Here is an 18,583-nt window from a genome sequence, read left to right on the forward strand (position 1 = left end):
GACCGAAGGAGAGTTGAGACCGATGGCGAAGCACACCCGCCGCGGCACACGCGAGATTCCGGCCAAGACCCACCCGGAGATCCCAGGGGCACCACGCGCCCGCCAGACCCTCGACGTCAGCGCGCTGGAGCGTGCGCTGCGCAAGGCCGTCGACGGCGAAGTCCGTTTCGACACCGCGTCCCTCGGCCTGTATGCCCAGGACGCGTCCAACTTCCGTCAGGTGCCGATCGGTGTCGTGGTCCCGCGCACCCTCGACGACGTCGTCGCGGTGCACAAGATCTGCCACGAGTTCGGCGCCCCCATCCTCAACCGGGGCGGCGGCACGAGTCTGTCGGGGGAGACGGTCAACGAGGCCGTGGTGATCGACCACTCCAAGTACCTCACCGGTATCGGTGAGATCGACGCCGACCGACGCCTGGTGACGTGCGAACCAGGTGTGATCAACGAAGAGTTGAACCGGCACACGGGCCGGTACAACCTGGTCTTCGGACCCGATCCCTCGTCTCACTCCAGGTGTGTGATCGGCGGCAACATCGGCAACAACTCGTGCGGTATCCATTCGGTCCAGTCGCAGTTGTACGGCCCGGGCCCGCGCACCAGCGACAACGTGCACGCCCTGGAGATCGTCACCTATGACGGCGAGCGCTTCTGGGTGGGAGTGGACGAGGAGAAGGATCTCGACTCGATCATTGCCGCCGGCGGACGCAAGGGCGAGATCTACGCTGCGCTGCGCGCCCTGCGGGACAAGTACGCCGACGCCATCAGGGCCGGCTTCCGGCCGGTCGAGGAGGTGCCCCGGCGGGTCTCCGGCTACAACCTCGACGAGCTGCTGCCCGAACGCGGCTTCAACGTCGCCCGCGTGCTCGTCGGCACCGAGAGCACCTGCGCGACCGCCCTCCAGGCGGTCCTGATGCTGACTCCCGCGATGCTGCAACGCACCACCGTGGTCGTGGAGTACGGCGAACTCGACGACGCCGCGAAGCACTGCATGGAGATCATCGAGCGGTTCAGGCCGATCGGCCTGGAGGGGATCGACGACCAACTGATCCGTGACCAGCAGCTCCAGAACATGAACGCGGAGGACATCAAGGAGCTGCCGCGCCTCGGCGGAGCTGCCTGGCTGCTGGTGCAGTTCGGCGCGGACACCACCGCGCAGTCCACCGAGCAGGCTGAGCGGTTCACGCGGTGGCTCACCGAGGACAAGGGCTATGACCCGGCCCGCATCCGTGTCGCCAAAAGCACACAGGAGGGCGGAACGAGCGAACATCTGTGGGCGATCCGAGAGAGTGGTCTCGGCTCGACCGCGTTCCCGCCGGACGGCAAGGACCATTGGCCCGGGTGGGAGGACTCCGCGGTACCCCCGGACCGGCTCGGTGAGTACGTGCGGGGGCTGCGCAAGGTGATGGACCGGCACGGTATCACCGGCGCCATGTACGGCCACTTCGGCCAGGGCTGCATCCATTGCCGGCTCAGCTTCGACCTGCGCACCGCCGATGGCATCGCCACCTACCGGGCGTTCATGGAGGAGGCCGCCGACCTGTGCGTCTCCCTGGGCGGTTCGGTTTCCGGGGAGCACGGTGACGGACAGCAGCGCGCCGAACTGCTCAAGAAACAGTACGGGCCCGAACTACTTCAGGCCATGCGCGAGTTCAAAGCCATCTGGGACCCGCAGTGGAAGATGAGCCCGGGAAAGGTCGTCGACGCCTACCGGATGGACGAGAACCTCAAGCTCGGCACCGACTACAACCCGCCAAGGCACCCGGTGAAGTTCGCCTATGAGGAGGACGGCGGGGACTTCGCCCACGCCACCCTGCGCTGCGTCGGCGTCGGAAAGTGCCGGGTGCCAAAGGCGGAGACGACGATGTGCCCCAGCTACCAGGTCACCCGGGAGGAGAAGCACACCACCCGCGGCCGGGCCCACCTGCTGTTCGAGATGCTCAAGGGTGATGTGATCACCGACGGCTGGCAGTCCGAGGAGGTGTACGACGCCCTCGACCTGTGCCTGGCCTGCAAGGGCTGCACCAACGACTGCCCCGTCAACGTCGACATGCCCACCTACAAGGCGGAGTTCCTCTACCACCACTTCAAGTCGCCGAACCGCCGGCGCCCCCGCTACGCCTATGCCTTCGGTTTCATCGACCAGGCGGCCAGGATCGCCTCCCGCATCCCCGAGCTCACCAACCTCGTGACCCAGACCCCCGGCCTCGCCCGACTCGCCAAGCTCGTGGCGGGCATCGACCGACGCCGTCCGTTGCCTCGTTTCGCGCCCATGACCCTGCAGGAGTGGTTCGCGCGCCGTGGTGGCACCGCCAACCCCTCCGGCCGCCCGGTCGTCCTGTTCCCAGACACTTTCAACAATCACCTCCACACGAACGTCGGTGTCGCCTGCGTGGAGGCGATCGAGGCGGCGGGCTGGCAGGTGATCATGCCGGAACAGCACGTCTGTTGCGGCCGTCCGCTGTACGACTACGGCTTCCTGGACGCCGCCGAGCGCTACCTTCACCGGGTCCTCGACGTGCTGCGCCCCCATCTGCGGGCCGACACACCGATCGTCGGCATGGAACCCAGCTGTCTCGCCGTGTTCAAGGACGAGCTGCCCAAGCTGCTGCCGCACGACGACGACGCCAAGCGCCTCACCAAGAACGCCTACCACTTCCCGGAGTTCTTCCAGACCTTCGGTGTCGAGCCACCGAAGCTGGACGGTACCGCCCTGCTGTGGGGGCACTGTCACCACCGGGCCACGGGCGGCATGGAATCCGAGCAGAAACTCCTGGAAGAGATGGGTCTGGACGTCCGAAACCTCCAGGGCGGCTGCTGCGGCCTCGCCGGCTCCTGGGGTTTCGAAGACGGCAAGTACGGGATCTCCATGGAATGTGGGGAACAGGCCTTGCTGCCGGCGGTTCGCGACGCGGAGGAGGACTGCCTGGTCGTGGCCGACGGGTTCTCCTGCAAGACACAGATCAAGGACGCGGGCACCGGACGCCGCGCACTGCACGTCGCAGAGGTCATGAAGCTGGCTCGTGAGAAGGGCAGGCACGCGGCGAGCGCACTCCCGGAAAGGGGCGCCGCGTCCCTGCCCCGGCCTCCGCTGCGCAAGCGGGTACTCAGGACGGCAGTCGCCACCGCGCTCGGGGCGGCCGTGACCGTAGCGGGCGTGCGGACAGTACGCCGATGACGAGCTGATCAGAAGGAATCGATCATGGGTGACGCACAGAACGATCTCAACCAGGCCGCACAGCTGCCCGAGGGCGATGTCGTGGCGATCCTGCTGGAGCAGCACGCACGCATCAGGCAGCTGTTCGGCAAGGTGAAGGAAGCCGGCGGAGAGGAAAGGCAGAGGACCTTCGACGAGCTGCGGGCACTGCTCGCCGTCCACGAGACGGCGGAGGAAATGATCCTGCGACCGGTCGCGGCCGACACCGCCGGCAAGACCGAGGCCGACGCCCGCAACGAGGAGGAGGCCGAGGCCAACAAGGTGCTGGCCGAGCTGGAGAAGATGGACGTCGACAGCCCCGAATTCAGCCGTCGGATGGAGGATTTCGAAGCGGCCGTCCTGGAGCACGCGGAGCACGAGGAGCAGGGGGAGTTCCCCGCCGTCCGGGCCGGGTGCTCCGAGGACCAGTTGCGGAAGATGGGGCGCCGGTTGCGGTCGGTGGAGCGCATGGCACCGACTCATCCTCACCCCACGGCGGCCGGTTCCACGGCGGCCCAGTGGCTGACCGGCCCGTTCGCCTCCATGGTCGACCGGACGAGGGACGCGCTGAGCAAGAGCTGACGATCACGCCCCGTCGGAACGTGCCGTCGTCGGCGTGAGGAATGAACAGACACGGGCCGCCACGGGAGCCAGCTGCCCGCAGGCGGCGGGCCCCCGAAGGGTACAGCCCGCCTCTGCCCCGGCCGGCACCTGTCCCTGGTTGCCCTCATCCACGACCTGCGCAGAAGCGGTCGGATCTTGGACATGCCGCGGGTGTTCAAGGTGACCTCGCCGGTCCCACACCTGCCGACGCACCCGGTGGTTCCCCGCACGGCGGGATTGGCCGCGGCGAAGACGAACCGTGTGCGGGACGCCTTGATCGGGCCACGACGACCCGTCGTGGGCTACGCGCCACCTCCGCCGGGACCTCGGTGAGTTGCCGCCGGAGCCGTCGGCAGGTGTGGGCCAGAACACGGGAAACCTGTGTCTGCGTCAGACCGACGGCTTCGGCGATCTGCTGCTGGGTCTGCTCCTGGTAGAAGCGCAGGTACAGAATGCGGCGCTCGACTTCCGTCAGCCGCCGGACGGCGGACAGCAGGCTCACCACGTCGACCACCTGGTCGACGCCCGAATCCACGGCGGGTGCCCCGGTGGCCGTGAGCTCGGGGATGCGGGCCGTCGCATCGAGCGACAGCAGGCGGCACTCCTGCGCGGCACGCAGGGTGTCCCTGATCAGGGCCGCCTCCATGCCGGTGTACGACACGAGCTGTTCCACGGTGGGCGGCACGCCGCCGCATCGCTGCTCCAGCTCCTCCATGGCGCGGAAGACCGGCCCAAGCGCCTGCCGCAGAGGTCTCGGCATCCGCATCGTCGGCACCTGGTCCCGCAGGTGCCGCCTCATCTCGCCGACGATGGTGGGCAGCGCGTAGGAAAGGAAGGCATGCCCCCGCGATGGATCGTATCCGTCAACGGCCTTCGTCAGGCCGAGTGCGGCGACCTGTAGCAAGTCGTCGAACTCCTCCCCGTGTCCTCGGAAACGGCGTGCCAGGCGGCGTGCCAGCGGGAGCAGGTTCCGGATCGCCTGGTCACGGAGGGCTTGACGGTCAGGGCCTGCCGGGTAGCCGACGAGGTCGCGCATCATCGTGTCGATCGACGCCGAGGAACGGCCGGCCGTCGGGACGTGGTCCCGGTGCCACAGACGGGCGTCAGGTGGCCTCTGCATGGGGCTCTACCGAGTCCTTGGCGGGGCGACGAACCCGTCCCGCGGGTGCATCGACGGTCGGTACGACATGAATCGTTCCGGTGAGCGACCGGAGCGGCCATCAGCTGACCCGCTTCTTCGAGTCCTCTGCTAGTTGACCGATCGCACTCGCGGCGAAACCACTTGTCAGCCGATTGGCTGAGTTTCACCGGTTGTGGGCGGCCTGCTTCATCAGAGTCTTTCCGAAGTCCTACATGAGCCCGCCGTTGTGTGCGCCGTCCATCACGGCGCTGACGGCTCTCATCAAGCGGCCTTCCTGGGCGGCGCGCAGATAGCTGGATGGCGCTTCGCGGACAACCGCGCCTTGAATCGGCTCGACGATCAGCGCCGCTACATCGCCTGTTCGCAGCTTCCTTTCCAGCTCCTTGAGGTACCGAAGGGTATGGCCGTGTCCGGAAACAGAGGGGCGAAGCCGTCGCGGAAGCGGGTCTCACCATTGAGGTCGACTGGGCTGCCCGGTAGCACCCGGACACCGGCCACCAAATCGGTGGGCCGCCGGGGAGCCGCGCCTCCCGGCCCAGGGCTATTCCGCTTGGACAGCCGTCTTCGACGTCCACCCAGAACCGGAGCAATCGTCAGGCAGTGGCGGGAAGACGTGTCCCTTCACGTCCGTACTGCGGCCTTGGCCGCAGTCGCACTCGTAGATGCCGCTCCGCGGCACCCTCTCACCAGGTCGGTAGGTTTCACTCATGCCTCCAGGTAAGCCGCGGGGCTCCCGGGGCGCGACCGGGGCGCGACGCCGGCGGCGGAGCCCTGTGTGCCGATGGCCAGGCACACCAGCTGCGGCAGCGTGGTCACGGCGCGCCTCCTAGCTCGAAGGCCGCGAACTCTTTGATCGCCCGTTCCCGGATGGTGGCCACGGGCAACGGCAACAGGCCCACGAGGAGCGTGCGCGGCGATCAGGTACTTGCGCTTCACAGAGGCTCCCCGATGCGTGCAGCACTCGGTTGTCGCACGGTTCGATGTCGAGTGAGTAGGTCGCGATGTTGGCGAGGAGGGCGGCTGTCCCTTTCCGCCGTGCCCAATGTGGCGACGTCCACCCGCTCCCGCACGAGACGGCCGACCGGACCGCGCCGCCCACCAGCGATGCGCACGGCCAGCACCCCGTATGACGACTTCGGAGTCGACCGTTTCGTGCACTTCCGCCCTATATGGTCGCTCGGCAGAACCTAGCGGTCGGCACGTGGCGGCGGGGCCACGTGCCGACCGGTCGGCTGTCCATGTCAGGTTCGGCTGCGAGAGGCCATCGCGGTGGTCATCAACCCCAGGATCACTGCGACGGCGCCCGTGATGCTGTTGCTGACGATGGTTCCGGTCGTGGCGGACGCATGCTGCACAACCCATGGGCTGATGATCGTCCACGCGCCGATGCCGGCCGCGACCCAGCCCATGCCGAAGGTCCGCTCGTAGGCCGAGCCGAAACCGAGGGCCAGGACCGCCAGGGCGATCCCGGTGACCAGGTTGCTGACGGCCAGCGGATTGCCGCTGAAGCCGACTACCCAAGGGGAGATCGCCAGGTACAGGCCTGTCAACAGGGACAGCCCCTCAGCCGCCTGCAGCTGCGGTCGTGCGGAGACCTCCACATAGTGGGCCCGCATCGCCATGATGTCCGGGTGTTCGTCGATGCGAGTGTGCGTGGCCACGAGGGCCACCTCCCTTCCCATGAGGTGTGGGTGTTCTGTCCCCTTCTGGGTATCCCTCTGTACGCCTCCGATTCACTGGCACAGTGCAAATTTTCAGATCCTTTTCCGATGCCCCCGGGTGCTGCCGTAACCGACTGTGGTCGGGAACCGTGGCCTGGCGCGGTAGAAAGGATGTATGGCGGAGACTGAAACCCCGGTCGGGGACCTGGATGACGTGGACGCGGTCACGCGGGCGGTACTGACCGCTTCCCGTTTGCTTGTGGCGGTCTCTGCCCGTTCGCTTGCCGAGGTTGAAGAGCGGGTGACCCTGCCGCAGTTCAGGATGCTCGTCGTTCTGGCGAGCCGAGGCGCAACCAAGCTGGTGGACCTGGCCGAGCTCTTGCAGGTTGCACCATCGACCGCCATGCGCATGGTGGACCGGTTGATCGCGGCAGGGCTCGCGGACCGGCAGCACAATCCTGCCAATCGCCGGGAAACCATGCTGCAGCTGACGGAGGAAGGTCGACGAACGGTCGAGACAGCGACGGCTCGGCGCCGGTCTGAGATCGCCGCCATCGTCCAACGCCTACGACCGACGCAGCGTTTGGCGCTCATCGAGGCCCTCGATGCGTTCAACGAGGCTGGCGGAGAGCCGCCCGCCTCGGCCGGAGAGGTGGATCCGCACCCGCTCGGCTGGGCACTGGACCTCCCGGCGGGGCGGTAGGCGCAACTGCGGCGCCGTTACGGTGCTGTGATGTGGATCACATTGGCGTTAAGCTGATGATTGCATAGTCTAAATTGCGACTGAGCTGCGTCCTGCGCTCTGTGAGTGCGTGCCCAACTGTGCGTGTGGGGGCACTCCGGGCCATTCGCCATCTCTGAACCCCCTGTGCTTGCACTGCGCAAAGGGCGGGGTCTCTCTTCCGTTGCCCGGCGGCCCACGGAGCCGCTGTCGAGGCTGCGGCGCCTGTTAATGCGGGGAACGAGCCGGACGAAGCAAGGAACCGGAGAGGGCGATCGACCGGTCGACGCACCGCTCAGGGTTTCCGCCGCTTACGACGGCAGCACTCCCGACATCGCGCGACCCTTGAACGGCACGGCGGTTACACCGAGGGGGAACCGCGGCCTACCGCCAGCCGGCCAAGGGAAGAGCTCGGCCGGCTGCCCGGAACCCGGCATCGGTGCCGTCCGCCGATAATCCGAGAAGCGCGGGCAGGCGGCGCGCGATGCGTGGGTGCCGCAGCGCGTAGGGGCCGCCCGACCATCGGGTCCACCGGCGCGGCCGGTGTGGTGGAGCAGCAGTCGCCTGTCGGAAGGCTCACCCCAGCCAGCCGGTGGGCGGTCGGCGGCGGGTGGGGGCCTTCACCAGCCTCGGCGACGTGCCGACCTTCGTTCCCGGTTGAGGGTAGAGCCACTTCCTCGTGCGCGGTTTGCATAGTCTAAAAGACACGAGCAGACCCGTCTGAAGATCATCTGGACGGCTTCCATGAACTGTGGCATCGCTGGAGGACGCATGACCGGGGACAAGCCGACGCCGGGTTCCGCCCTGCTGACCTGGATGCCCGCGGCGGTGATGATCGTCGTGGCCGGGGCGGACGTGGTGGCCGGGCCGGGGGTGGGATTCCTCCCGCTGGTCTCTCTCGGGCCGGCGTTCGCCGGCCTCGTCGGCGGGTGGCGGCGTGCGGCACTGATCGGGTTGGCCGCGCTGCTGTTGTGCGTGGCACTGGGGTTGTACGACGGGCTTTTCGAGGAGCGGCGGGGGTACACCGCGATGGCATCGGTCGGCGGGGTCACCGGGGTGGGTATCGCGGCCGCAGTGATGCGCTCGCGCCGGGAGGCGGAGCTGGCCAGTGTGCGGTCCATCGCCGAGGTGGCACAGCGAGTGCTGTTGCGGCCCGTCCCACGGACCGCCGGCCCGTTGCAGGTGGCGGTGTCCTACACCTCGGCGGTCGCGGAGGCGCGCATCGGCGGGGACCTTTACGAGGTGGTGGCCTCACCGCACGGTATCCGGGTGATCGTGGGCGATGTCCAGGGCAAGGGACTGACCGCGGTCGAGACCGCCGCCGTGGTGCTCGGCGCCTTCCGGGAGGCGGCCCACGACGAAACCGACCTCGTCGGGCTCGGCGAGCGTCTTGAGAGGTGCGTCGGTCGTGAGGTCGAGGGAGAGAAGTTCGTCACCGCTGTTCTGGCCGAGATCGTCGAGGGCCATGAGGCGGTATTCCTGAACTACGGCCACCCTGCTCCCATGGTTGTGCGCTGCGACGGAACCTCCGACTTCCCGGAGCCGCCGGCCTACGCGCTGCCCCTGGGGCTCGGCGCCCATGACAGCGGCGGGCCGCAGCCCTACAAGGTGCCTTTCGGACCGGGCGAGCAACTTCTGCTGTACACGGACGGTGTCACCGAGGCCCGCGACACGGAAGGAGCTTTCTACCCGTTGGAAGAGCGAGGGGCGGACCTGCTCAAGGCGCCCGCGGCCCACCAGGCGCTGGAACGGTTGCGGGAGGACCTGGTGCGTCACGTAGACGGACCTCTTCACGACGATGCTGCCATGCTCCTGCTGCGATATCACCGTCACGGTGGTGGTGGGGACAGCGAGGCGCCATGGCGTGAAGCCCCGGGTTAGAGCCAGGCAGCATCATGGCGGTACCGCCGTACCCGGCAGTCCGGGCCTGCGGCGGCGTCCCGTACGAGGCAGGGCAGAGGCGCCATCCGAGCGGCGACACCAGTGGTCCACGAGGAGGAAGGTCGTGCGGAAGTGATGTCCCGCCGCCAAGGCCGTCGAGCCTCCCCGTCCGGTGCGTCATGCCTCGCGGCCCATGTTCGCGACACGGTCTGGGGGCCGGCCGAATTCGCCGGTTGTCCGCCCCGCTGGCCGGTGGTCGAGGGACTCCTCGTCGGCGTACTCGGTGTCGTGGCGATCGTCGGTGTCGCATTCCTCGGAGCGTGGGTGGGCAAGCCCTTGTCGGCCGACGGCGAGGTGAGCCTGGTGTGCGCGGCGGCTGTTGCCGTCCACCTCATGTGCGTGAGAGCCGGGCGTGACCTGGTCGGCATCACCGCGTTGCTGGCGATGGCACTCGCCGTACGGACTCCGCAGGCGGCTGCCGGGATGGTGCTGGAAGGCCGGGGGCTGGTCGAATCCGTCGTGGTGACGTCGGTGGAGAAGGGGCATGCCACGGGCAGTGAACGGGGCCGGTATCTCTGCCTGGTCACGAACTCCCACGGCACTCCGCTCGAGACCCCCATCTGGCGCGGGTGTGAGCCGACGAGCCGGCCCGGTGACGTACTCCCCGTGGTCTACGACCCCAGGGGCGCGGTGCCTCCCCGGGGTGTGGGACAAGGAGCGCCAGGGCTACTGAATGACCTGGTCCCATGGGCCGTGGCCCTCGTCGGGGGGAGTGTGGTGGCGGTCGTTCGCTCGATCCGCACGCCCACCGAGGCCCCCCTTCCCGCTGCCGCAGGCCGACGCGGTCTTGGGTGAGCCGTCCTCCTCGGGAGACCCCTCGGGTGCGTCCCGGCCTTCTCGTACGTCGTCTCTTCGGTGAGGGGCCTGCTGGGCTGACAGACGCCTGCCTCGGAGCTGCGCGATCCTTTGCTGTACGCGGGCAGGGACATGAGCGACCGACGGCGAGTCCCCCGCCGATCGACAGGCCGATCGACAGCGGTGGCTTTCGCAGTGTCGAGCCAGGGCGACAGACCTGACGGACGCCGTCCGGACCAGGCTCCATGACGGCAAGGCCTGAGGGCCACCTGTCGTACGGGGTCGGCGAGCCGTGTCGGGCAAAGGGCTCCCGCCGCCGGGCCGGCCGCGTCGTCTCGTGCGCGGGATGTGAGACGGCCGGCTACCCGCATGGGATACGGAGAGCGGGCGACCGGGGCCCGGTGGTTGCCGACCGGTCGGGCACGACGCTCCCCAGGGTGCCGCGGGGTCCGTCCCGCAATCGCGTGGGCCTCGGCCGTGAGCCGCCCATCGCGCCGGTCACTCCAGGTCGTCAGGGTCCTGGTCGGTACTTGTGGCGGCCTGAGGTGAGTGGGTCTGCTCCTGCTCGAGCCGCTGGGCTTCCTTCGTCATTGTGCTGGCGGTGGCTTGCGCGGCGGTGCGCAGGCGGTTCCGGGCTGCTGCGCCGAGCGCGGCTGCGGAGGCGGCGTACAGACAGGTCAGCGTCACCGCGGCCCGCCCCCTGGGCATCACGGATTCGACGCCGCGCAACACGGCCTCGTGCGCCGCCCAGAGAGCGAGCACACCGCAGGTGCCCGCGCCGGCGAGCAGTGCCCCACCGGCGCCCAACCGCCTGAGTGTGCTCAGGGCCTCCTGTTGGATCGCCCTGACCTCGCGTCGGGCCAGGTCCGCGGTGTCCTCGGCCAGCCGGGCCGCAGCGTCTCCCACGGGGCTCCCGGCCGACTCCTCACCGTCACGTCGCGGGTACATGGCTTCTCCCGTCTGTCGTCGCGCGAACTCTTCAGGCGGCCCGGGGGCCGTCGCGTGTTCACGCAGTACCCCGGTAGGCACGGCCGTATCACCCGCGACCAATACCGACCTGGCCCGGGGAGTGAAGGCGTCACCGAGTCAGGACGCCCACTGCGCTGACACCGGATGGGTCGCCCGCAGCGCGCTGCGATGGCTGAGCCAGCCGACAGGTCGGCTTCGCGTGGCATCGAAAACAGGGATGCCGTCGCCCGCACCGCTGAGCAGGACGTGCACGGCCTGGGCCAACGTCTGGTCCGTGAGGACCGGAGTGGACGGCTCGACCAGTTGACCGATGCCCGAGGGCGCGAACTCAGGATCTTCCATCAGCGCCTCGGCTACGGCTTGAGCCGAGATCACGCCGACGTGGACACCGGCGTCGTCCACCACCGGAAGCGCGTCGTACCCGGACCGACTCAGGGCATCCGCCGCGTCGGGGAGCGGCGTGGACGAAAGGAGCGGTGCGGGCAGCGGTTCCATGACGGCGCCGACTCGCTGAGCGCCGAGCGGTGCCTCGTGGGCAGGGGCCGTGACGTCGACGCCTCGGCGAGTGAGCTTGAGGGTGTAGATGGTGTCCCGCGACAGCAACCGGCTGGTGGCCGTACCGAGCACAATGGCGAGCATCAGCGGCAGGATGATCGTGTACTCCCCGGTCAGCTCGAAGAGGATCACCACGGCGGTGATCGGCGCCCGTGAGGCGCCCGCGAACACGGCTCCCATCCCCACCAAGGCGTAGGCCCCCACCGCCCCGGCTGTTCCCGGCAGCAGGTCGTGCGCGCCGAGGCCGTACGCGGCTCCGAGCATTGCCCCGATGAACAGGCTCGGTGCGAACACGCCACCTGAGCCGCCGATGCCGATGGTCAGACTCGTGGCCAGCACCTTGCCTATCAATAGCAGGAGTAGAAGGCCGATCGCGTAGCGACCCTCGGTGGCGTTCTCCAGGACCGGGTAGCCAACGCCGTACATCTCCGGCAGAGCCAGCAGCAGCACGCCCAGTGCGAGGCCGCCGACCGCCGGACGCAGCCACTCCGGGCCCCGCCAGAGCCAGTCGCAGGCGTCCTCGATGAGGTACAGCAGGCGTGAGAATCCCACGCCGACCACTGCGGCCAGGACGCCGAGCAGGGCGAAGAGGCCGTACTGGGTGAGATGGTCGACGTGAAAGCGTGGCAGAGTCAGGAAGGCCACGTCACCGTAGGCCGCCCGGCCGATCACGCTTGCCGTGACGCTGGAGAGAACGGCCGCACCGAACGCCTCCGCGCTGAAGGTGCCAAGAACCAGTTCCATGGCGAAGAAGACGCCGGCGAGCGGAGCGTTGAACGTGGCGGCGATGCCACCTGCCGCGCCGCAGGCGACCAGGAGTCGCAAGCGGCCTTCCGTGACCCTCGCGAGGCGGCCGAGCGTCGATCCCAGGGCCGACCCGATCTGCACGATCGGTCCCTCGCGACCCACCGAGCCGCCCGAGCCGATGGTCAAGGCGGACGCGAGAGTCTTGACGACGGCCACCTTCGGACTGATCCGACCGCCACGCTGTGCAACGGCGAGCATCACCTCCGGAACCCCGTGTCCTCGTGCCTCCTTCGCGAACCGGTTGACCAGAGGGCCGTAGAGCAGACCGCCCAGCACCGGAGCGAGGAGCACGAAGAACGGGCCGAGCCACGGCACGTGGGGATTTCCGGTGCCGGGCGCGGAGGCGTAGTCGGTGTGACCGGAGAAGATGCGGGTGCAAGCTTGGATGCACCAGCGGAAGACCACCGAACCGGCTCCCGCGCCGCCCCCGACCGCGATGGCCAGCAGCATGAACCACCGGGGGGCGGCACGCAGGCTGGTTCCTGTTGCTGGTGTCATGCGGCTGGTGCTCGTCTCTCTGTCCACGCGGGCCAAGTTCAGGCGCGCCATGTCGACCATCCGTCCTCCTGTCTTATATTTGCAGTATGCAAAACAACTCGCGGGTTGTCACGTCGTGCAGGTGTCGAGGCGCCGAGGTGGCCGGGTGGCGGCGGCGAGCGTCAGGGCGGTGCGCGCCGATGATCGGATAACGATCTTTCATCGACTAAAAGTTGGACAGTGCAAAGTATGTACGATCCCCTTATGAACACAGGTGTGAAGATCGGCATCGCAAGTGCCTGCGCCGCGGTGTTGGCCGTCGGGGGGATCGGCGCCTACAACGTCGTCCACGGGGCGGCCTCCGACGCAACGGAGCGTGAGACTCCAGCGGGAGACAGCTTCGATGCCTCGACGCTGTCGACTTCCCCGCCGTCCGGCGACGAGGCGGTCGAGTTCGCCCGGGCCTTCCTGGACGACTGGTCCGACCGGCATCTACAGCGGGCAGCCGATGCCACGGACACGCCGAACAGGGCCGCACGGGCCTTGCGGGGCTACACGCGGGGGCTGCACCTGAAGCACCTGGCCTTCGGCCATGTGGAGGCCGTAGGACCTTCTGCTGCGACGCCGGGGGGTACCGAAGTCACCTTCGATGTGACGGCTCGGGTGGCGGGGGGAACCTGGACGTACTCGAGTGCGGTGGCAGTGCTGCAGAACCGTGATGGCAAGCCGGCGGTGCACTGGAACAACTCGGTCCTCTGTCCCGGGCTCGGGGACGGGCAGTCACTGACCGCAGGCAAGCTCCCGCGCGACCTGGACGCGGCCAAGGTCGTCGCGAGCGACGGCAAGACGGAACTTGCCGGCTTTCCCTCTCTGCGTCAGATGGCGGCGACAATCCGCAAGAACGCCGAACCCACCGGAGGAAGCGGTGGCACGGGCGTGGCCGTCGTCGAACCTGGCGGTGCGGGCAGGACGTTGCACGTCTTCACCAAGGGGCGGCCGCCAGTCATCAAGACGACCGTAGATGCGTCCCTCCAGGCGGTGGCCGAGGAGGCCGTGAAAGACGGGCATCTCCAGGGGAAGGCGGCGGGAACTGTGGCGCTCGACTGGCGGAGCGGGCACATTCTCGCCGTCGCGCACACGGGGCCCGACGGGGACATCGCCATCAACGGCATCAAGTCACCGGGTTCCACGATGAAGATCGTCACGTCGGCCGCGCTGTTCGACCAGGTGGGGTTCACGGCGAACAGTCCGGCTCCCTGCACGGACTCGGTGACGGCCAACAGTCAGGTCTTTCACAACGATCCTGGCGTGCGGGCCAATCCCAGGGCCACGCTGGCCCAGGCGTTCACCGTGTCGTGCAACACCTCCTTCATCAAGGAAGGCTTCCGTCATCTCGTGCACAACGGAGACGCATCCGCTCTGCACGACGAGGCCGTGAACGTGTTCGGGATGGGCAGTTGGTCGATCGGCGGAGGTGTCGCCACCACGGACCCGAGCATTCCGTCGGATGTCCAAGGGGGAGACCAGGCGGCCCAGTTCATCGGACAGGGCAAGGTCACAGCCACACCCCTGTTCATGGCGTCCGTAGCGGCGACAGTACGCGATGCCGGCTTCCACCAGCCGATCATCCTGCCCGGACAGCGGCAGGAACGAGCACCCCGGCCCATATCCGCGACGACGGCTGATTACCTGCGGACGATGATGCAGGATGTGGCCACCAGGGGTACCGCGGCACCGCGCCTTGGCGGACTCGCGGGTGTCGGAGCGAAGACGGGTACCGCGGAGGAAGGGGATCACACGAATGGCTGGCTGACCGCATACGACTCCCGGATCGCTGTCGCGGCACTCGTGGAAGGCGGACGCTCCGGCGTGGACTCGGCGGGCCATGTCGTCCGGCGACTGCTGACGGCACGCTGAGCAGCGGCTTCCTGCTCCGCATCACTGAGGTGGTGAGCGCGGCTTCCGGATGCGGATCTCTGAAGTGGCACCGAGGCCCGTACCTGAATAACGTTTTGACTCGGCGAGCGACGCATCCCGGATAGCGACAGCGGTCAGTGGGCCAATGGAGGTGCTCCAGTTCCTCCCACCCCCCGAAGCGGCGCCCTACAAGTGCGAGGCGAGGCCGATCGGGACACCCTCATCTGTAGCCGACACCGACACCGAGACCGTGAGGTGGCCGCTTCGCCGGACGACGCCAGGATCTCCGACATCTGCCGGGTGGCTACATGCTCAGTCCTGTACTGCCGGCGCTCGCGGCCGAGGGCAATGCCTTGGCGTCCGTACTCCAGCGCATAGCCGCCGGCCTGGCCGGTGAACGCCTCGCTCGTCCGCAAGGGGCTCAAGGAACGGATGTGGCGCTTCGTACGTCATGGTGCGGGCGACTCCGACGTGTCCCACATGCATCACGCGTGGACCGCGTTCCACTCCCCTTCCCCTCCCGCGCATCCCGGATCGACTGGACGTCGTGCGATCCAAGGTGTTGACTGGATTTGCATAGGCTAAACGGCGGATGGAGGATGCCGTGTTCGCTGTGATTGGCATAGTCATCCTGGTTGCCGCGGTCGTTGCGGGTCTGGCTGGTGTGTTCGGTAACGCCGGAAGCGGGCATCAGCTTGCCTCTCCGGGTTTCAGCGTGTTCGGTTACCACATCACCGGTTCCACGGGCACTTTGTTCTTGGGTGGCATCGTCGTCGGAGCAGTGGCCATGCTGGGACTCAGTTTGTTGCTCGCCGGCTACCGGCGCTCGGTACGTCGTGCGCGGTCCACCCGTCGCAGTCTCGACGCGTCCCGGCGCAGGGCCGAGCCGTCAGCCAAGACCGTGACAACTTGATCGTCCAGCGCGAGACCGACCCGACCTTGAACGGTGCGACGCACGGCGAGGCCGACCGGGGCGACGGACACCACCGGTCGTGGCATCCGTTCGGACACGGAGCGGCCCACCGGTGACCAATGAGGACGGGGACAGCTGCCGGTAACGGAATTCTCCTGCGTCACCGGAGTCGACGTACCACCCAGCCCCCTTCGTGCACCAGAACCACCGGCGTCCGGATCGCCTCGCGACCTCATACCCACGGTCCCCTCTGCGTCGACGGACGTGATGTGCACGTCGCTGAAGTGGACGCGGACGACGGCACGCCGGTGGTGGACCTGGTGACGGTCTTCAATGTCGGCATGGCGATGGCGCGGCCACCCGGGAGGCGAAAAGCACGGGCCCTTCGTCAGCGGAGTTTCCAGCTCGCGCCTGCACGAAGCCGAATCATGCGGGCGCCGCGCGATGACACCAGGAACAATCCGCGCCGGCCGCGATTTGCAGGCGATCGAAAAAGAAGGCTGCCGTCGACGTCTTACCGCTTACCGTGCAGGGCTCGTTAGGCCGCTTGTACAAGCCGCGCTTGGCAGGCCGCGTGAATGCCCAACACCAACCGGCGGCTTCTGCCCACGCTGCTCCAGAAGGAGGCAGGCGTCATGGTATCTCCCCGATTTCCCGCGTCCCCGTTCCCTCGCGCGGCACCGAGCCGCACACGCAAGAAAGACCGCAAACGCCGGATGCGCCCCTGGCCGGAGGCATGACGGACGGTACGGTCGCCCTGGCGAACACGGAGTGACAGGTCCTGCTCACCACGGGCCACCGGCCTACCCCCCGGGTTGATGTCGTTCTTTACTCTGTGCAAAGATGAGAGCATGGGAGCTGCTGGTGCTTCCTGGAGCGCCGGGAAGTCTGGTCGGCATCTGCTGCCGAGACGACCCCGGAAAGTCGATGCCACCACATCTGTCCAACCCACAGGATGACGAGACAGCTGGCGCCGCGCTGACGGGCGGCGATGAATTGCTGCAAGGGTCACGGGAAGCGGCTTCGTGGTCGAGACTGTCCGTCCGGCCGGAGAGCGGAGGAGGTCTTCCGCCGCGACTGGAGTTGCACCTCGCGGGAGAGCTCGATGCCGACACCGCGCATGCCCTCCGAGAGCATCTGGCCGTGCTCGCCGCCCACTCCACCGGTGGCTTGCTGGTGCTGAACCTGTCGGGCATCACATTCTGCGACTACCCGGGCCTCTACACCCTGGTGGGCATTCTTCGGACTCTGCCCCTGGCCGGTATCGACGTGCAGTTCACCCGGGCCAGTGGGGTACTCCGGGCCGCTGCGGAGCGGGCGGGTCTGACCACCCATCTTGCCTTGAGGGGAGGGCCCTGAGTGCGGGTGCCGATGCCCTACCGCCGAGCCGGGAGCGCCTCGGAGAGCGTCACTCAGACGGCGTTCAGCCCGCCGTCCACCACCAGGCTCTGTCCGGTGACGTAGGAGGCGCGGTCGGAGAGCAGGAAGGTGACGGCCTCGGCCACCTCCCAGGCGGTGCCCTGCCGTCCCAGCGGTATGCGACTGTACGTGTGGGAACGCGAGGCCCGCCGGGCCGAGGCCTCTCGGCCCATCGGTGTGTCGATCAGTCCCGGGACGACCAGGTTGGCGCGGATCCCACGCGGACCTCCCTCCTTGGCGACATGGCGGGTGAGACCGAACAGGCCCGCCTTGGAACTGTCGTAGGCCGGGGAGCCGGTGGCCGCGCGCAGCCCGGCCACGGAACCGACGAAGACGATCGATCCGCCGTCGGAGATCGCGGGCAGTCCGTACTTGGCGGCGAGGAAGGGGGCACTCAGGTTGAGCGAGAGCACGCGCTCCCACTGCTCCGGTGAGGTGTCCGCCAGGCCTGTGCCGAGGCCGATGCCGACATTGACCACCAGCGCGTCGAGTCCGCCCAGTCCGCGGACGGCCTCGGCGACCATCGTCGAGGATCGGTCGGGATCGGTGGCGTCGCCGACCACGGCGAGGCCACGGACGCCCTCTTCACCCACCAGGGCGGCGGTGGCCGCCGCGGCGGCCGAGGAGACGTCGGCGCAGGCCACGCAGGCTCCCTCGCGGGCGGCGAGCACAGCCACCGCCCGCCCGTTGCCCACCGGGGCCTTCGGATCGTCGCTGGGACGGGTGCCCGCGCCGATGACGAGGACGTTCCGGCCGGTCAGGAGGCCGGCCGGGTGGGTCGCGGACCGCCGGGGCTCACGCATGGCCGTGGGCCCCTTCCGTTGCGGCCGCTCCGGGTGTGGCGGGCTCGGGCAGGATCTCCGTCGCGTAGCCCGGTTCGAGCCGGGTCCCGGCGGAGTTCAGGAAGAAGGCGACCATGTGGTACTGGCCGACGAGCAGGGTGAGTTCGACGAGCTGTGCCTCGTCGTGCTCGGCGGCGAGTGCGGACCAGGTGGCCGCGGACAGGCACGCGTCCCGGTGCAGTTCGTCGGCGGCCCGCAGCAGACGGGCATCGGCCGGTGACCACCCCGGGGCGTCCGGGCCGGCGCCGATCCGTCGGATCTCCTCGTCCGTGACCCCGGTGGCCCTGGCCGGCAGAACGTGCCGCCCCCACTCGTAACCGGCCCGGGTGTTGTACGCGGTACGCAGGATCAGCAGTTCCCGCGTCCGGTCCGGAAGACGGCCGTCGCGCAGCAGGTAGGTGCCGAACGGCAGGAAGTGCCGGAAGAGACCGGGGTGCCGCACCAAGGTGGTGAAGACGTGCGGGAGGCCGCCGTCGGCATCCCGGCGGATCGGGGCGAGCAGCTCACGGGTGGACCGGTCCCAGTCGTCCTCGGGCAGGGGCGCGAGGCGTGGTCCGGCGTCGGCGGCGCGGCGGGGGTGGTGGTGCTCGTCGGTCATGGCGGTCTCCGCACTGGTCGTCGGGGTGGGG

At 68.5% G+C, this 18,583-nt stretch carries 13 protein-coding genes and 1 pseudogene; 7 read left to right on the plus strand and 7 right to left on the minus strand.

Features of this window, described 5'->3' with window-relative positions:
- The first annotated feature begins 22 nt into the window (after window positions 1-22).
- Window positions 23-3,175 (plus strand): FAD-binding and (Fe-S)-binding domain-containing protein, encoded by a 3,153-nt coding sequence (locus ACIQVT_RS19190; protein WP_403754633.1) that lies wholly within the window; start codon window positions 23-25, stop codon window positions 3,173-3,175.
- Between the two features lie 24 nt (window positions 3,176-3,199).
- Window positions 3,200-3,775 carry a hemerythrin domain-containing protein gene (locus ACIQVT_RS19195; RefSeq protein ID WP_403754636.1) on the plus strand — a complete coding sequence of 192 codons (576 nt, stop codon included), beginning with the start codon at window positions 3,200-3,202 and terminating at the stop codon, window positions 3,773-3,775.
- Window positions 3,776-3,971: 196 nt separating this feature from the next.
- Here ACIQVT_RS19195 and ACIQVT_RS19200 read toward each other — a convergent pair whose 3' ends face one another.
- The 3 genes and pseudogenes from ACIQVT_RS19200 to ACIQVT_RS19210 form a co-directional block, all read right to left on the minus strand.
- A complete protein-coding gene (locus ACIQVT_RS19200; protein ID WP_403754639.1) occupies window positions 3,972-4,835 on the minus strand; it encodes a sigma-70 family RNA polymerase sigma factor in 864 nt (287 codons plus the stop codon).
- Window positions 4,836-5,208: 373 nt separating this feature from the next.
- Window positions 5,209-5,402, minus strand: a pseudogene (locus ACIQVT_RS19205) (aspartate aminotransferase family protein); the annotation flags it as partial.
- A 776-nt stretch (window positions 5,403-6,178) separates the two neighbouring features.
- Complete coding sequence (locus tag ACIQVT_RS19210) at window positions 6,179-6,598, minus strand: SPW repeat protein (protein ID WP_403754642.1); 420 nt, start codon at window positions 6,596-6,598, stop codon at window positions 6,179-6,181.
- 175 nt (window positions 6,599-6,773) lie between these two features.
- Between ACIQVT_RS19210 and ACIQVT_RS19215 the strand changes: the two genes are divergently transcribed.
- Window positions 6,774-7,301: a MarR family winged helix-turn-helix transcriptional regulator gene (locus ACIQVT_RS19215; protein WP_403754645.1), complete on the plus strand. Its 528-nt coding sequence runs from the start codon at window positions 6,774-6,776 to the stop codon at window positions 7,299-7,301.
- A gap of 789 nt (window positions 7,302-8,090) precedes the next feature.
- Window positions 8,091-9,200, plus strand: a complete 1,110-nt coding sequence (locus ACIQVT_RS19220) for a PP2C family protein-serine/threonine phosphatase (protein ID WP_403754647.1) — start codon at window positions 8,091-8,093, stop codon at window positions 9,198-9,200.
- A 1,353-nt stretch (window positions 9,201-10,553) separates the two neighbouring features.
- Here ACIQVT_RS19220 and ACIQVT_RS19225 read toward each other — a convergent pair.
- Both ACIQVT_RS19225 and ACIQVT_RS19230 read right to left on the minus strand, forming a co-directional pair.
- The gene (locus tag ACIQVT_RS19225; protein ID WP_403754650.1) at window positions 10,554-11,003 is read right to left on the minus strand and encodes a phage holin family protein; all 450 of its coding nucleotides are present in this window, start codon (window positions 11,001-11,003) and stop codon (window positions 10,554-10,556) included.
- A gap of 138 nt (window positions 11,004-11,141) precedes the next feature.
- Window positions 11,142-12,836 (minus strand): chloride channel protein, encoded by a 1,695-nt coding sequence (locus ACIQVT_RS19230; RefSeq protein ID WP_403754913.1) that lies wholly within the window; start codon window positions 12,834-12,836, stop codon window positions 11,142-11,144.
- 303 nt (window positions 12,837-13,139) lie between these two features.
- Between ACIQVT_RS19230 and ACIQVT_RS19235 the strand changes: the two genes are divergently transcribed.
- The 3 genes from ACIQVT_RS19235 (at window position 13,140) to ACIQVT_RS19245 (ending at window position 17,052) form a co-directional block, all read left to right on the plus strand.
- A complete protein-coding gene (locus ACIQVT_RS19235; protein ID WP_403754652.1) occupies window positions 13,140-14,780 on the plus strand; it encodes a penicillin-binding transpeptidase domain-containing protein in 1,641 nt (546 codons plus the stop codon).
- A gap of 604 nt (window positions 14,781-15,384) precedes the next feature.
- The gene (locus tag ACIQVT_RS19240) at window positions 15,385-15,693 is read left to right on the plus strand and encodes a hypothetical protein (RefSeq protein ID WP_403754655.1); all 309 of its coding nucleotides are present in this window, start codon (window positions 15,385-15,387) and stop codon (window positions 15,691-15,693) included.
- An 843-nt stretch (window positions 15,694-16,536) separates the two neighbouring features.
- The gene (locus tag ACIQVT_RS19245; RefSeq protein ID WP_403754658.1) at window positions 16,537-17,052 is read left to right on the plus strand and encodes an STAS domain-containing protein; all 516 of its coding nucleotides are present in this window, start codon (window positions 16,537-16,539) and stop codon (window positions 17,050-17,052) included.
- Window positions 17,053-17,105: 53 nt separating this feature from the next.
- On the opposite strand, the gene ACIQVT_RS19250 is transcribed toward ACIQVT_RS19245, so the two are convergent.
- Together ACIQVT_RS19250 and ACIQVT_RS19255 are read right to left on the minus strand one after the other, a co-directional pair.
- Window positions 17,106-17,915: an SDR family NAD(P)-dependent oxidoreductase gene (locus ACIQVT_RS19250; RefSeq protein ID WP_403754661.1), complete on the minus strand. Its 810-nt coding sequence runs from the start codon at window positions 17,913-17,915 to the stop codon at window positions 17,106-17,108.
- Window positions 17,908-18,552: a carboxymuconolactone decarboxylase family protein gene (locus ACIQVT_RS19255; RefSeq protein ID WP_403754664.1), complete on the minus strand. Its 645-nt coding sequence runs from the start codon at window positions 18,550-18,552 to the stop codon at window positions 17,908-17,910. Before ACIQVT_RS19255 ends, ACIQVT_RS19250 begins: the two co-directional genes overlap by 8 nt.
- Window positions 18,553-18,583: the final 31 nt, after the last annotated feature.

Source organism: Streptomyces sp. NPDC100445 (assembly GCF_044759735.1).
Lineage (GTDB): Bacteria > Actinomycetota > Actinomycetes > Streptomycetales > Streptomycetaceae > Streptomyces.

Excerpts from the sequence above, each read along its gene's own strand:
- ACIQVT_RS19220 (WP_403754647.1), top strand. The coding sequence starts at position 8,091 with ATGACCGGGGACAAGCCGACGCCGGGTTCCGCCCTGCTGACCTGGATG.
- ACIQVT_RS19250 (WP_403754661.1), bottom strand. The coding sequence starts at position 17,915 with ATGCGTGAGCCCCGGCGGTCCGCGACCCACCCGGCCGGCCTCCTGACC.
- ACIQVT_RS19215 (WP_403754645.1), top strand. The coding sequence starts at position 6,774 with ATGGCGGAGACTGAAACCCCGGTCGGGGACCTGGATGACGTGGACGCG.
- ACIQVT_RS19230 (WP_403754913.1), bottom strand. The coding sequence starts at position 12,836 with ATGCTGCTGGCCATCGCGGTCGGGGGCGGCGCGGGAGCCGGTTCGGTG.
- ACIQVT_RS19200 (WP_403754639.1), bottom strand. The coding sequence starts at position 4,835 with ATGATGCGCGACCTCGTCGGCTACCCGGCAGGCCCTGACCGTCAAGCC.
- ACIQVT_RS19245 (WP_403754658.1), top strand. The coding sequence starts at position 16,537 with ATGAGAGCATGGGAGCTGCTGGTGCTTCCTGGAGCGCCGGGAAGTCTG.
- ACIQVT_RS19190 (WP_403754633.1), top strand. The coding sequence starts at position 23 with ATGGCGAAGCACACCCGCCGCGGCACACGCGAGATTCCGGCCAAGACC.
- ACIQVT_RS19255 (WP_403754664.1), bottom strand. The coding sequence starts at position 18,552 with ATGACCGACGAGCACCACCACCCCCGCCGCGCCGCCGACGCCGGACCA.
- ACIQVT_RS19225 (WP_403754650.1), bottom strand. The coding sequence starts at position 11,003 with ATGTACCCGCGACGTGACGGTGAGGAGTCGGCCGGGAGCCCCGTGGGA.
- ACIQVT_RS19195 (WP_403754636.1), top strand. The coding sequence starts at position 3,200 with ATGGGTGACGCACAGAACGATCTCAACCAGGCCGCACAGCTGCCCGAG.